Raw genomic sequence first — 14,644 nt, 5'->3', positions numbered from 1 at the left:
ATGTTAGAACTTATAGAAGAAGTTAAGAGATTCCGTGATGATCGAAACTGGAAACGATTCCACAACGCTAAAGATTTAGCGCTTTCATTGAATTTAGAAGCTAGTGAGTTACTTGAGAACTTTCAATGGATAGGCAGTAAAGAAGCTGTTGAAAAGAATTTTGATAATATACAGGATGAGTTAGCAGATGTTCTCATCTATAGCATTTTATTTGCTGATGAACTAAATTTAAATTTAGAAGAGATTATAAGAAAAAAGCTAGCAAAGAATGAAGAGAAATATCCTATCAATAAAGCATATGATTCAAATGAAAAATATAACAAACTGAAATAAGGAACAGAAGGTAGTGGGGAGGAAGTAAAACATGATTGTCTATGAAGCTAGTAAAAAGGACTTTTTGAACCATGTTGATCAGGATGAAATTGTTACGCACATAATGCAACAATTTCAATTGAAGTTAGGAAGGACTAGTGAATCAGAAATCAGGTCATGGGATAATTCAATGCTTCATATGTATCGGGTTTTAAACGATTCTAGTATACCTGATGATGCTGGTGTTGCTATTGAGTATAGTATTCCAAATACATCAAAGCGAGTTGACTTTTTATTATCTGGACATGATCAAGAACAAGATACGGTTGTAATTGTTGAATTAAAACAATGGTCTGAGGTTGAGAAAGTTGAAGGTAAAGAAGCCATTGTAAAGACAGCAATTAATCGTGGTTTACGTGAAGTTGCCCATCCTTCATATCAAGCTTGGTCATATGCAGCATTAATTGAAGATTACAATGAGAATGTTCAAGAGCAACATATTCAGTTGAAGCCATGTGCTTATTTACATAATTATAGAAAACAAGAAGAAGATCAATTAACTGATCCTATTTATGATCATTATTTAGATTTAGCACCTGTGTATTTAAAAGGTGAAGTGGAACGTCTAAGAACATTTATTAAGAAACACATTAAGTATGGAGACAAAAATGAAATACTGTATCAGATTGAACAGGGGCGAATAAGACCATCTAAATCTCTACAAGATTCCCTTTCTCTAATGCTTCAAGGAAACCAAGAATTTATAATGATCGATGAACAAAAAGTAGTCTATGAAACAGCTCTTCAGTTTGCGCAAAAAGCTGTTGAAACTGAGAAAAAGCAAGTAATGATTATTGAAGGTGGTCCTGGTACAGGGAAATCAGTATTAGCAATTAACCTATTAGTAGCACTTACTAATCAGTCACTTACTTGTCAATATATAACTAAAAATTCTGCCCCGAGAAATGTGTACGCAACCAAGTTAAAAGGTGACTTTAAAAAAGGGAGAATTGATAATCTATTTAAAGGTTCTGGTACCTTCACAGAGACAGACCTGAATGAATTTGATGTTTTAATAGCAGATGAAGCACACCGATTGAACGCAAAATCAGGAATGTTTCAGAATTTAGGTGAGAATCAAATAAAGGAAATCATCCATTCCTCTAAGATGTCCATCTTTTTTATTGACGAGAATCAACGTGTGACTCTTAAAGATATTGGTAATGTTGAGATGATAAAGCAGTATGTAGAAATGTATGATGCAGAAATTACTACAGGTTTCTTAGCATCTCAATTTAGATGTGATGGTTCTGATGGGTATATTGCTTGGTTAGATGATGTTCTTAGAATTAGACAAACCGCGAATGCCTATGACATGGGATTAGACTATGATTTCAGAGTATACTCTAATCCGCATGAAATGAAAGCTGCTATTGAGAAGAAGAATGATAAAAGTAATAAAGCTCGTATTGTTTCAGGTTACTGTTGGGAATGGCCAAAAGATAATAGAGCAAAATCAAATTATCATGATATTAAGATAGAAGAATATGATTTCGGAATAAGTTGGAACTTAAATAATACGGACACTTGGGCAATTGATAAGAAATCTATTCACGAAGCTGGTTGTATTCATACTTGTCAGGGACTGGAGTTTGACTATGTCGGAGTCATTATTGGTAATGATTTGCGAGTTGAAAACGGACAAGTAATAACGGATCTTACAAAAAGAGCAAAATCTGATCAGTCCCTTAAAGGCATTAAGAAAATGTTGAAAGAAAAGCCAGAAGAAGCTAAAAAGTTGGCCGATCTAATTATTAGAAACACTTATCGAACTCTAATGACTAGAGGACAAAAAGGTTGTTACATTTATTGCACAGATAAAGAGTTAGAAAAGTATTTCCTTGAAAGGTTACAGAAGGAACATAAATACAATCAAGCTACAGGTGAATCTAAAGTAGCAGAAAATAAGAATGGGTATTAGTAGTTAAGAAGAATAAATAAATGAAAGCCTAACTCCTTCGTTAAATTGAGTAATATTCGATTAAGGTGGTCAGGTGAAAAGAATAAAGATTATAAAGAACAAATTTAATAGTCGGAGGTATACTATGTATCAACCGGATCCGCAATCAATAACATTCTCAACACTTATACATGATATCGATAAGGGCATTATTAAGATTCCACAGTTTCAACGTGATTTTGTATGGTCAAAGGAACAGTCTGCAAAGCTTCTAGACAGTATTATTAAAGGATACCCTATCGGAACTTTTATAGTATGGGAAACAGATGAGAGGCTCCGTTCGATTCGAAATATAGGATGAGCGTATTTGCCGGAAACGCCTGATGGAGCTAAAGTTCAGTATGTTCTGGACGGTCAGCAGAGAATGACTAGTCTTTTTGCAAGCTTAAAGGGACTTACAGTTAAACGTGATAAGAAAAAAAGTGATCATTTTGAAGATATGTATGTAGACTTGGTAGCTGATAAAGATGATTCTATTATTATCACAAGTATAACCGACCGTGATCATCATGAAATTATTAAATTAAATGACTTACTATTTGGTGGTATTTCAATACTAGCTGATTATCCAAAAAGCAGTTATTCAGGCTTGAGAATTATAAAAATCGTTTAAACACTTATCGTTTTTCTACGATTCTATTACGTGATGCGTCAATTGATGTAGCAACCGAAGTTTTTACAAGATTAAATGTTGGCGGTAAGGATCTCTCGGTTTTTGAAATTATGGTGGCGAAAACCTTTGATGTGAAGCGTAATTTTGATTTATCTGAGAGATATGAAGAAGTAAAGGACAAGTTAGAAGAAGTCGGGTATGATACTATACCAGCTATAGTCTTTTTGCAGACCATTGCTTTATTGCAAAGGGGTGAATGTGCGAAAAAACATATATTAAAGTTGGATCGTCAAAAGTTTATTGATATGTGGGATGAAGTAGTCGATGCCGTTGAACGAACAGTTGACTATTTTCGAAATTATTATCGAATCCCCGTTTCAAGGATTTTGCCGTACAACTCGTTAGTTGTACCTTTTGCTTATTTTTTCTATCATCATCCCGATAAACCAGAGACTGAAATGAAAAATCGTCTGGAAAGTTTTTTCTGGCGAACAGCTTTATCAGAACGCTATTCATCTGCAGTTGAAACTAAATTGGCGCAGGATAAACGACGTATAGATAGAATCTTGGGTGGTGAGCAGCCTAAATACGACTATCATGTAGATGTTACACCTGACTCTATTATTGAAAATGGCTTGTTTAGTGCAAACCGAAGCTATAAAAAGTCAATTCTTTGCCTGTATGCTTATCAGGAGCCAAAGTCATTCAATGATCATTCTATTGTACGGATTAATAATGGCTGGTTAAAGCAGGCAAACAGTAAAAATTATCATCACTTTTTTCCACGGGCTTTTCTAAAGAGAAAAGGTGAAGATGAATTTTACATAAATCATATTTTAAATATCACAATTGTTGATGATTTTTTAAACAAACGGAAAATTAAGGCGAAAGCCCCGTCTGTTTATATGAAAAATTTTATAGAACAGAATGAAAACTTAGAAAAGACAATGCGAACTCATTTAATTGATGATATTGATGTATTTGGTATCTGGAATGATGATTATGATCTCTTCTTTCAAAAGAGGGCGGAAATTGTTAGTAAGGAATTGGAAAAAAGGCTATTAGTATAATTGATTATATAGATGATCTTAAGAAGATATAAAGATAACATCTGATTATATTAAGTAGTTCCGATACTGTGGAGAAACTTACAAATAACACGTTAAATAGCATATCAATTGGTATGCTATTTTTTCTTTGATGTAACAGGGATTTCTATCAATTAAGGGGCGAAATAGCTTGCCAAAAAAATCGTGTCAATAGCTATTGTCATTATGATATTTTGGATGCGAATTGCTATGTTATTTAAGGTGAAAATCCAAACGAAACGTTGATATAACAATAAAAAAACAGAGTACTAAAATCAATGCGATTTTGCTCTCTATTTCACTTATTATTTTGGTTTTTCTCCACCGAAACGGAACTACTTATGATTATATTCAGGTGTTTTATTTTTGGTATGGTGATAAAGGAAAATGTCAATATAAAGTGATTCAATTTAAATAATTTAGCTAAAAATTAAGTCCCTTATGTTAGAATAATAGTAATTATTCTAGCAGAGGTGGATGATTTATGAATATTGATACATCTTTATTAAGTGCGATAATATCCGCAACAGTTGCATTATTCGTTGCCGTATTAAATCATTTTATTGTTACACCTATTAAAGAGAAAAAAGAGCTCAAAAGGAATCAGCTAACAATTTTATATGCACCTTTATACAGTTTAATTTGCCTAAGGATATCAATTGTTAAAGACTTTTCTTTGTCAAAAAGGAAATTAATGCTTGGTGATATAGGAGACATAGGATATCAGAAGAAAGAGTTTATGGAAAAATTGATTATGGATAGATCAGGTTATTGCTTTAATGATTTAATGGAAGCATGGGTGAACTATGCATCGCAGTTTGGGAGTTTTGATAAGAAATACACTGAGGAACTAGTTAAGTCAGTTGTGAGGGGTTACAATCAACTGAGAAAAGAATTAAAACTGCCATATGATAAAGATGAGTTAAATACGGGTATTCCAGAAGTAATAAAAGAATATCGGGAGTTTATATAGAAGGGAGGGACAGGCGCCTCGAATAAGGAATCTCAAACACCAAACCTGTCCCGTTTGTACTTTTTAATATTTGTTTTTAATTTTCACATGCTTTATTTTATTTATCATAAACAATTAAATAGTTTAAAATGGTCCGACCTAATCCTTTAAAAAGTGGGATCATATATTTTGGACTACTATACCTTTTGTTATCTTAGTCAACTAGGATTGTATATTAACTTTAAATATTTAATATCTATCCTTAAACTCTCGTTAAGTTAAATCCTTATTGAATCACACGTCAGCTTCCAACTTTTTTAATAGTTTAGTTGCCATTTCATGCAATTCATAGTTTTCTTCAAATTCACTTTTTATCTGCTTAATCCAAAACTGATTAATCTGGTCTATAAATGGATATTCTTTCTCATTCTTTTTTAAATAATTGTAGATATAGTATGCAGGAAATTTTCTAAGATTATTTTGTATAAACTTTCCCCCTGGATTTGACTTCAGATATTTCGTTGGGTGACAAAAGTCAAATATCTCGAACATAGCTTTTCCAACAACTTCATCGTAAGTTAGATATTTTTCATAATTTAGATCTACTAAATCTAGGAATCTTGATAAGCGAAGCTCAACACCAAAGAAATCACCTGTTTGGCTTGCAAACTCTAAGGATAACTTAGAAAGACTATTAAATTCATCAGTTTCGCCTATTTCAGGGTAATCATTTACTAACTTGATTGTATAATCTAGAATATTTACACCTATTTGTGAATCGAGTGTAGAACCTTCTATCGATTTATTGAACGGAGCTTCATTTAACATATAAGGGCCTCTAAAGATTTTAATAAGGGCTTCTAAAACATCTTTATTTGTTCTGAGATCATTAGGTATATATCCATTTGAGCCATTATCTATAGCGCTCGTTAGTGCTTTTGAATATTGTTCCGAATTTGAAGAATGGTATTCAAACAATGTTGATAAACTATTACTTGATCTTTCAATTTCAACACTTTCAACCAAGTTTTCCGCAAATGTAGGTAGATCTTTTGTTTCAATTACTGTAATGTTATATGACTCTAAAAATCTAACATAATAATCGTAATATGAATTCCATTTTGTTTTATCAAATTCAGTTAATACCATATAAAACTTGTTAGTAGGTAGTTGCTCTCTATAATCTCTAATAAACTGAAAATAGGTTTGATGTATTGTTAGATCGTTAAAACCATATCCCATCATTAAAATAATATTACTAGAAAACAAAGTATACAGTTTACTTCTAAAGTAACCAAATTCATGCATAAATCGGTAAAATTGTGAGTGGGTAAAAATTGTACCCTCAGGTGATTCTATGTCGCCATGTATCTTAATTATTGATTTCTCATTTTCGTTCCAATTTAGTTCTTTTCCAGTCCCTGGGGATAGAATTTTATGGTTAATAAATAAATTTTCTAGAACGTGATCGTAATTAGTAGTCAAGACATTAGAAATATTTAAATTGCTTAGCTTCTCTAACTTTTTAATTGCTTCATGTTCTTGACGTTCTTCACTAATTTTAACCTCATTTAGGACAATCTCCGAAAATTCTTTTTCAAGCCTTTTTTGAATCTCGGCTTCTAAAATTTCGTTTAGTAGCTCGTTTAATTCGTTTTTGTCATTCAATGCGCCATCTAATTCAAGCTCTTTAATTAAATTTTCTTTGCAATTAAGATAATTTTGTTCTTTATAGAGGTGTAAAAGAGATTGGGCTAATTGAAGTGGATCACTAGTTGATATATCTTCATAAGATAAATCATTAGCATCCAGTTTTTCTGAAACTTGGTCAAGTAGTTCAGACCAACTTGGATAACCATAGTAACGGCTAAAACCCGCGCCAATGAAAGGGATAACTGAACCAGAAATAATTTGTCTCACTAGTAGTTTAGGAATATCTATCATATTTAGCCTCCTCAAAAAATAATTATGTATATCTTACTTTAACACACTAACTAGCTTATTCTTTTAATTTCTTTCTACGTATTTATTAAAAACTTATTAATAATTTTTTAAATGAAATAATTATAAACTTAATCAATGAAAAGAATAAAAATTACACCTTTCTTCTATTTTGATTTATATTTTACCAGTAAATGTGTGCACAGTAAAAACAATAGATTCTAATTATATATCACGCTCTACCTCCATCGGTATATTTGATAAATACTGCACATTGCACAGATTTTCTAGAAACATTGGAATTAAAAGACCTATTTTGTATTACAAATCTAATTAAATGGACGTGTTGTAGTCTGTTGATGCATAAATATTACTTTAAACTCAACTAGTAGAATTGACAGGGTAGCGGTCATAACCGATCGCCACCCTAATTTGATTAATTTGAGTTCGTTTTTACCATATTTACCATCACGTTGAACCGCAACATCAATAGTAGTTTTTTAGAAGAGTCTAAATAAGTAGCAGAAGGTTAAAAACTTTACCTACTTATTTTTATCTCACCTTATCCCACCACTATTTCCATCAATCAAACCATTCCTTGTCGAAATATGGTAAAATGCAAGTATAATAGAAATTAATATACTAAAAACAAGATTATACACTCAATCCATTATCAAAATTGAGTTTTTACCAAAACTGGTGGGAGGGGAAGCGGCATGAGATTAAACATTGAGCAACGAAAGATTGTGGAATTGGAACCATCTGGACACGTATTAATTAAAGGTGTTGCTGGTTCAGGGAAAACAACGGTTGCTATTCGACGGATAGCCTTCTTACAAGATCATTATAGTCATGAAGAAGATGATAAAATTCTTCTCGTTACTTTTAACAAAACACTATTAAAATATATCCAATATCAATATGAAAAGCTAGAAGATGAAGAAAAAGGTGATATAGAAAGTTGGTTTGGTTCCACTAGTGAGGTAGTGATTCGAAATATCGATAGCTTAATGTATGCTTTTTTCAAAAAGTATCAAGCACGGCATAATGTGAACTACAATATTGCGAGTCCAGTATTGAAACGTAACACTATTCAGAAGGCAATACATTTAACGCGAGAGAAATATCAAGACGTTAAACTATTATCTCCTAAGTACAGCAATTTTTTATTAGAAGAAATTGGCTGGATTAAGTCTTGTGATATTCCAGATGAAGCAAGTTATCAGGAAGTAGATCGGATTGGTCAAGCTAGTGGTGGAAAAGGTACACCACAAAAGTTAACCAAAAACTCAAAGACGCGTGCTGCCATTTACCAATTGAAAGAAACCTATGATAAGCTTTTACTTGCTGAACGTATGGTAGATTTCAAGACGATGAATCAACTGGCACTTACTGAAGCGTTAGAACCAAAACACTCGAAATATACACATATCATCATTGATGAGAGCCAGGATCTGACTAAAGTGCAGTTGAAATTTTTGAAAAGTATCTATCAAGATAAAAGTTATTCTTCGATTATGTTTGTCGCTGACAATACGCAGAGCATTTATTCGCATTCATGGTTTGGGAAAGGGCGACCTTATACAACGATTGGGTATGATATGAGTGGGAAAGCGCGTACTTTATCAAAAAATTACCGAACAACTACAGAGATCTCCAAAGCAGCATATGGTCTGATTGAACATGATGAACAAATCAAAGGGAATGTTGATTTTGTGAAGCCGGCCTTAATTGATCGGCATGGTCATCCGCCTATTTACCGATTTTTTAAGAGTAATAGCGAACAAACAGATTACCTGATTAATGAGATAGAGGCATTACATAATGACTATGATTATCGTGATATCTGTTTGGTTGCAAGAGAAAAAAGGATAATGGAAAGTGCTGCAACGAGTCTGGAGAATGCGGGTATTCCATGTCAAATATTGAAAACAAAAGAGCCAAAGTTTGGTGATGATTCTCTAAAACTGATAACCATGCATTCGATAAAAGGGCTAGAATTCAAAGTTATCTTTTTAATCAATTTAGATGATGAAGTGATTCCAAACGTATCACAAATGGACGTGGACGATGAAGAAATGTTATTTTCTGAAGAACGTAAGCTGCTATATGTTGGGATGACACGTGCGAATGATCTATTGTATATGTCTTCTGTTAAGAAACCGTCCTTTTTTATTAAGGAAATAGACAATCGCTTGATTCGTTTGATGCGTGATTCAGCTATTCGACCGTTTCAATCTATTACCATTCAAGACTATCAACTTACCAATCAGTTGGTTGATTTAAATGCAAAAGAAGAAGTTGTGCGCCAGTGGTTGTTAAGGGAATTGGTAGAATCGTTTGGCTATCCTTTAGAATTAATAACGCTAGAGTATCCAGTGCAGCAATTTTCTAAACGAGGCTATGTCGATATCGCAGTTACGATAGAAGTGAATGGTGAGAAGATGCCATATATTTTTGCTGAGGTAAAAGCGTTTGGTTTAGGTATTGAAGAAGGATTGCCACAGCTTAAAACGTATATGCAAGCAGAACCTAAAGTGCAATACGGTATTGTGACTGATGGATTAGTGGTACAGATCATTAATCGAAATGGGGAGCTAGTTAATGATGTACCACCTTGTCAGCCGCAGTTTTTACCAGAAACAAAGTATATTCGAACATATGAAGACTTACGACATAATCGTACCTATCGTTATGCGCAAGATATAGAGGATGAGTCCAATATTGAAATCATAGATCCAACAACGGAATTAGTTGTCAATCAAGAGGTTGATCGACATATACCGCTAATTGGCGATGTAGCAGCAGGTATACCAACCGAGGCCATTCAACATTTTGAGGAAAGTGTGTTACTACCAAATGATTGGATCATTCAAGAGAATCAAACCTTTGCGCTAAAAGTGAAAGGTGACAGTATGATAGATGCTGGAATTGATAAAGGTGATATTGTCATTGTACACCGTCAAACAACGGCAGCGAATGGAGATATTGTAATCGCTCTGATCGGTCAAGAAGCAACGATGAAAAAGTACATGCCAATGGGTGGGACAGTGTTGTTGATTTCAGAAAATGTGAATTATGAGCCGATCCAAATGGTCCCGAGTGATGTTGTGATTAATGGGAAGGTGATTGGGGTTTTGAAGGGGTAGATGTCATTTGGAGTACAATTTTAGGTGAAAATTGTACTCCAAATTGCGATATAATTCCTTAACTGGGAAGCAATCTTCAAGAAGGGGTTTGGATAATAATGAATGAATATCAGCCTCCTAACATTTACGCTTTGATAAGAGATAAGTGTTGTGACTACAAAAAAACTAAGGAATCCAAAGGTGAAAAAAATGCCATCATTAACGAAGGATATAGAACATTTATTTAACAGACTCGAATTAACAGAACCACAACCAATTACTGATTTAGTGAAAACAATTACTAGAAAGAATGGAGAACTTCACAAGAGCTATCCTTCTGGTTGGAAAATGAAGAACTTAAATGATTCATCATTGCCAACTGGTGCAAACAAAGGTGGTATATATGTGTTTTGGTGGCTGAATAATTCAACTGATAGTCGTGAACCATTTCATGAGCAAAAGGGTTCTCTAAAATTTACATTACAAGGTAAAAAAATAACATATCAAGGTGGATCAGATGAGTACCAACAAATTGAGATTGAGATTAGTGACAGTTGGCTTGAAAAGTACAAAAACCATATTCCACTATACGTTGGAAAAAGTGCTGACTGTATATTAAAAAGAATAGGCTTACACTTACAAATTAACCAACCAAAATATACAGGGAAGTCAACATCTGATCAGCTTCGCAGAGGAATTGAACGATTGTTTTACTCATACCCGAATACAACTGATTTAATTGTAAAACATGTGGGGTATAGCTATATAAACTTGCATGGTGAAGAGGATGTTGTAAACAGGTTTTATTTAGAGGACTTTGTAATTGGGAAATTAATGCCATTATTTAATATTGATATTGAGAGATGAACTGAAAGGAAAAAAAGAAATTATTTATAAGTGGGGAATGAAGATGAAGCAAGAAATTCTTATGGTCAAGATACAAAACGCAATCAAAGAAGGTAAGAGTTACTATGAGGCTACCAAAGGAAATTGGAGAATCAACAAAGCTCGGCTTGATTATATTCAATATGTAGTTGGTGTAGATCGCGGAGATATAGTCTGTGCATATAATCCTAAAAATTGGTATCAAGTAGAAGAGGGAACAGAGATGGGAAGGAGTTACTTTTACGGCAAAGAAGTTGATGATAATCTCCTTTGTAAAATGCAAGAATCAAAAGAACTACTAAATAAAAAGTTTGGAAGAGGGCAGGCAGTAGGCTATGCTTCATTATCTGAGATACTGAGTGCAAAAGATTGTACCAGAAAATGATAGACGCTTTACCACGGAATAATGCACTTAATGCTATGCCTACAATAGATTTATCCTAGTATTACGTAGTAGACTTATACTGCGTAATAGATAACTTCTATTTCAGATGACTTGTGAAAGACTACACTTAGCGAAAGGGCAGTGATCTTTAAAAGGAAAATGAACGAGGTGGGTAATGCTAGGATGGTTTATCGCCGCTTGGGTATTAGTTGTAGTTGAGGCTCTTTTAATTAATATCTTATTTATAAAAACAAAAAATGGATACAAATCTAGTTGGAAATTATAGTTACCTAAGTAGATTAATTAATTTTCAATGCAGATTTGCTAATTATACTAACTCAGGTGAGTTGAGAAATAGGTAATTAAACCATAATACAAATCTTTATGTCATGAACACCGCACTGTCTTATAGTAAAATCACAAAATTTATAAATAACTCTAAGGAGAAGGTATGGAAACCGATTTGATTTAGTGTGTTTTTATTATTGCTATGTAATAGGAGGTAATCTATTGGTTGCAAAAAAAGATATAAAAATGGATACAACAATTATTGAACATATAGCGTGTTTAGAAATAAACGACTTAATACTTCAACCCCCATTCCATTTAATAAGTAATATTCAATGGAATGATAAAGGGCTCTCTTTTGATGGTGAAATAGAGGTTTACAGTCAAAAAAAGATTGAAAAATTAAATTTCATCAAAAGGATTCCTGTACAAGTTAAAGGAACTACCACTTACAAAAAAATTCATAAGAAAGCAAAAATAAGACACTCGATAAATAAGAAATACATTGAAGTATATTATAAAGATGGTAACGGAGTCCTGTATTTTGTAGTAACAATAAATCCAACAGACTACTCAAAACAAGCGTATTATCGGATATTGGCTCCATTAGACTTGAAAAGCCTTTTATACCAACTTGAATCAAGTGGGAATAACTCCATTACCGTTCCTTTTAAAAAGTTAGAAAAGGGCACCTTAGAGTCCAAATGTAAAACTTTTATTAATTTGGTTGAAAAACAGCCAAAACGCTATATCGAAGCATCGAAAGAAATGGAAATAATAAATCACAAATTAAGTTTTGTGGACATTAAAGAAGATACTTTTAATTTTTTTGAAGAAACCGCCTATGTATACGGATCGACCATCGATAATCTTGAAATTCCTTTAGAAGTAGCTAGGATACAGGAAATCAGAAAGGGGACAAATGAAGTTGTTATTGTGAACGACGATGAAGAAATTAATGTTTCTTACAAATTGAGTGAGACAGGAGAAAAATTAAAAGTTGTTATAGAAGATACACTAACTTTTGAGATTAATAAAGAAACCAAAAAAGGTAACTTTCATTTTGGAAAATTAAGAACCCTCGGCTCATACCTGAAATCTTTGATATTATTAAGTTACTATATTGAACACGGTAACCTTCCATTTCGTTCTATACAATTGAATGGAAAATTGGACCATAAGAATGTTGTCCAAGGAATTGAAGAAGATATTAACTGGTTTAAAGAGCTAATGGGCATTTGCAACCAAATTGGGATAAGTGAAAATTATATATTTAACGATGAAGATAATTTACCATCCTTATTCAATGGTATAATTGATATTTTTAAAAATGAAAGATATGAACTGCTGGACCTCTTTAAAAATGGAAAAATGGAAAATACCATGCTCTGCAATATTAAACTTTCCGACTATGTAAAAGTAAAGTTAATGTACCTAGATAACAAGTTCGTTAATTTTTATGGTGCTGAAGCATTATCAAAAATCGGTGGATTTATACCGAAAACAGACCAAAAACATATTAATAAAAATGATATACATGATAACATTCCAGATAATTGGGAGGAAGACTACCAGAAAGTAAGTATTTACATTACCCAAAATGTCGAAGAAATGGTAGAGGATGCTAACTATGATTTTGAGATAGTAAGATTATCCTACACGGATGGGTACCATGAAATACGCGCTAGCCAGACGATAAATGCCTCTTTAGATTTTATAAGTTATTATGATATCTCCAATGAGGATGAATATTTAAACTTTGCTCTCGACCTAAATCAGCGATACTTAGCGAAGGTACCCAAAGACGATATCGCAAAGGTTAATACTTATCTAATTAAACTCAAGCAAAATCGTGAACTAACAAATGAAGAACAAGATAATATTTTAGATATACAAGAAAGAGCAGAAAAAGAGGCAAACGGCAGCTTACGTTTTGCATGTTAAGTCTTATTACAAAGCAAGGCAAAAGCCCAGAGAATATTTAGTACCCTTGATGACGATGAAAAAAGAAGGATGATGGGATATCCAATATACAATTTCTATGAAAATCTGTAGTGAATTTTTGAATTTCCTAAGAGGGCTTTACTGCTCTTTAAGTAGGGGAGAACTAAAGGCAGGTTAGGTTGTAAAAAACTAAAATGGTAATTTGTGACGATCGAGTTTATTAATTGATCGTCTATTCTCATTTGACACATACTGAGCAGTACAAAGATACTGAGTAACTGTTCTAGAAGTAGAGAATAAGTTTATCCCATTAAAATGGGCGCATTTCCAGTATAGGAGATGCGTCTTTGGTTATGTGAGAACCGTATTGAAATGGAACTCATTTATTGCGGAAGGATATTTATGGTAAAATAAAAATGGACTTCTACATTGTCAAGCTCTTCCTAAATATCAGATACCTGAAGAAGGTATTAGAATAGATAAATAGAGGTGTAATAGATATGAGTCGTACCCACGTTGGTCTTGATAATGATTTCACGAACTATATAGAAAATAATAATTTTGAAATGACAATTTTCACTGAATTTGCTTTACCTTACTATCTTTTAATCAATAGTGGATTTTTCACATTTGAAGCAGATGAAAACTTCATAATCTCCGAAAGTAATAAAAAAAGAAAGGTTGCTTTTCGTATTCAAAGTTTCTATAGAGACGAGCAAAAAGTTCCACTAAGAGAATCTACATTTAAAATTAAACCAAACAAACTAAGTACTGAAAGTTATACATATGGAGTTTTCAATTCTATAATTCAAGTGGCTATTCAATCTTTTAACTCAGAAAAGGAACTAATAAACACCAAATTACAAGAGAAAGAAAGTGATTTTACTACTGATATTAACCAAGCATTTTTAGAATATATTTTATTTAGATACAATGAAACTACTGAAGGAAATCATGTAATTGTTTTTGTCAATATTAAATTGAGCCATAGTGATCACTTCAAAAGTGAGCCACTCTATACATTCCATTTCCCAGTAATGGGGGAGAATGGAAGTTTGGGGAGTATTGGCCCTTCTCGGGCCAATACT

12 protein-coding genes are annotated in these 14,644 nt (G+C 32.9%); 11 read left to right on the top strand and 1 reads right to left on the bottom strand.

Annotated features, from left to right (window positions below):
- From D2K40_RS13345 to D2K40_RS13330, 6 genes are all read left to right on the top strand, one after another.
- Entirely contained in the window at positions 1-333 is a 333-nt protein-coding gene (locus D2K40_RS13345) for a nucleotide pyrophosphohydrolase (protein ID WP_117156779.1), read from the top strand.
- Between the two features lie 31 nt (positions 334-364).
- Entirely contained in the window at positions 365-2,293 is a 1,929-nt protein-coding gene (locus tag D2K40_RS13340) for a DUF2075 domain-containing protein (RefSeq protein WP_117156777.1), read from the top strand.
- A gap of 124 nt (positions 2,294-2,417) precedes the next feature.
- Complete coding sequence (locus D2K40_RS16570) at positions 2,418-2,633, top strand: DUF262 domain-containing protein (RefSeq protein ID WP_205417574.1); 216 nt, start codon at positions 2,418-2,420, stop codon at positions 2,631-2,633.
- Between the two features lie 6 nt (positions 2,634-2,639).
- Positions 2,640-2,945, top strand: coding sequence for a hypothetical protein (locus tag D2K40_RS16565; RefSeq protein WP_205417573.1), 306 nt, complete (start codon positions 2,640-2,642; stop codon positions 2,943-2,945).
- A gap of 131 nt (positions 2,946-3,076) precedes the next feature.
- Positions 3,077-4,015: a hypothetical protein gene (locus D2K40_RS16560; RefSeq protein WP_205417572.1), complete on the top strand. Its 939-nt coding sequence runs from the start codon at positions 3,077-3,079 to the stop codon at positions 4,013-4,015.
- 502 nt (positions 4,016-4,517) lie between these two features.
- A complete protein-coding gene (locus D2K40_RS13330; protein ID WP_117156775.1) occupies positions 4,518-5,006 on the top strand; it encodes a hypothetical protein in 489 nt (162 codons plus the stop codon).
- Between the two features lie 273 nt (positions 5,007-5,279).
- On the opposite strand, the gene D2K40_RS13325 is transcribed toward D2K40_RS13330, so the two are convergent.
- Complete coding sequence (locus D2K40_RS13325; RefSeq protein ID WP_117156773.1) at positions 5,280-6,929, bottom strand: SIR2 family NAD-dependent protein deacylase; 1,650 nt, start codon at positions 6,927-6,929, stop codon at positions 5,280-5,282.
- Between the two features lie 713 nt (positions 6,930-7,642).
- Here D2K40_RS13325 and lexA point away from each other — a divergent pair.
- The 5 genes from lexA to D2K40_RS13300 form a co-directional block, all read left to right on the top strand.
- Positions 7,643-10,075, top strand: a complete 2,433-nt coding sequence (gene lexA, locus D2K40_RS13320; protein WP_117156771.1) for a transcriptional repressor LexA — start codon at positions 7,643-7,645, stop codon at positions 10,073-10,075.
- 150 nt (positions 10,076-10,225) lie between these two features.
- Positions 10,226-10,921 carry a hypothetical protein gene (locus D2K40_RS13315; RefSeq protein ID WP_117156769.1) on the top strand — a complete coding sequence of 232 codons (696 nt, stop codon included), beginning with the start codon at positions 10,226-10,228 and terminating at the stop codon, positions 10,919-10,921.
- 43 nt (positions 10,922-10,964) lie between these two features.
- Positions 10,965-11,324, top strand: coding sequence for a hypothetical protein (locus D2K40_RS13310; RefSeq protein WP_117156829.1), 360 nt, complete (start codon positions 10,965-10,967; stop codon positions 11,322-11,324).
- A 510-nt stretch (positions 11,325-11,834) separates the two neighbouring features.
- Positions 11,835-13,556, top strand: a complete 1,722-nt coding sequence (locus D2K40_RS13305; RefSeq protein WP_229666779.1) for a DUF4365 domain-containing protein — start codon at positions 11,835-11,837, stop codon at positions 13,554-13,556.
- A 500-nt stretch (positions 13,557-14,056) separates the two neighbouring features.
- Positions 14,057-14,644, top strand: a 588-nt coding sequence (locus D2K40_RS13300) for a hypothetical protein (RefSeq protein ID WP_162879220.1), incomplete at its 3' end; no start/stop codon positions are given.

The organism is Paraliobacillus quinghaiensis (assembly GCF_003426025.1).
In the GTDB taxonomy this organism is placed as follows: Bacteria; Bacillota; Bacilli; order Bacillales; family Amphibacillaceae; genus Paraliobacillus_A; species Paraliobacillus_A quinghaiensis.
This window is presented reverse-complemented; position numbering and strand designations above follow the sequence as displayed.

Bases quoted from the DNA above. Each gene is read 5' to 3' on its own strand.
- D2K40_RS13310 (WP_117156829.1), top strand. From the start codon at position 10,965: ATGAAGCAAGAAATTCTTATGGTCAAGATACAAAACGCAATCAAAGAA.
- lexA (WP_117156771.1), top strand. From the start codon at position 7,643: ATGAGATTAAACATTGAGCAACGAAAGATTGTGGAATTGGAACCATCT.
- D2K40_RS13340 (WP_117156777.1), top strand. From the start codon at position 365: ATGATTGTCTATGAAGCTAGTAAAAAGGACTTTTTGAACCATGTTGAT.
- D2K40_RS13325 (WP_117156773.1), bottom strand. From the start codon at position 6,929: ATGATAGATATTCCTAAACTACTAGTGAGACAAATTATTTCTGGTTCA.
- D2K40_RS16570 (WP_205417574.1), top strand. From the start codon at position 2,418: ATGTATCAACCGGATCCGCAATCAATAACATTCTCAACACTTATACAT.
- D2K40_RS13345 (WP_117156779.1), top strand. From the start codon at position 1: ATGTTAGAACTTATAGAAGAAGTTAAGAGATTCCGTGATGATCGAAAC.
- D2K40_RS13330 (WP_117156775.1), top strand. From the start codon at position 4,518: ATGAATATTGATACATCTTTATTAAGTGCGATAATATCCGCAACAGTT.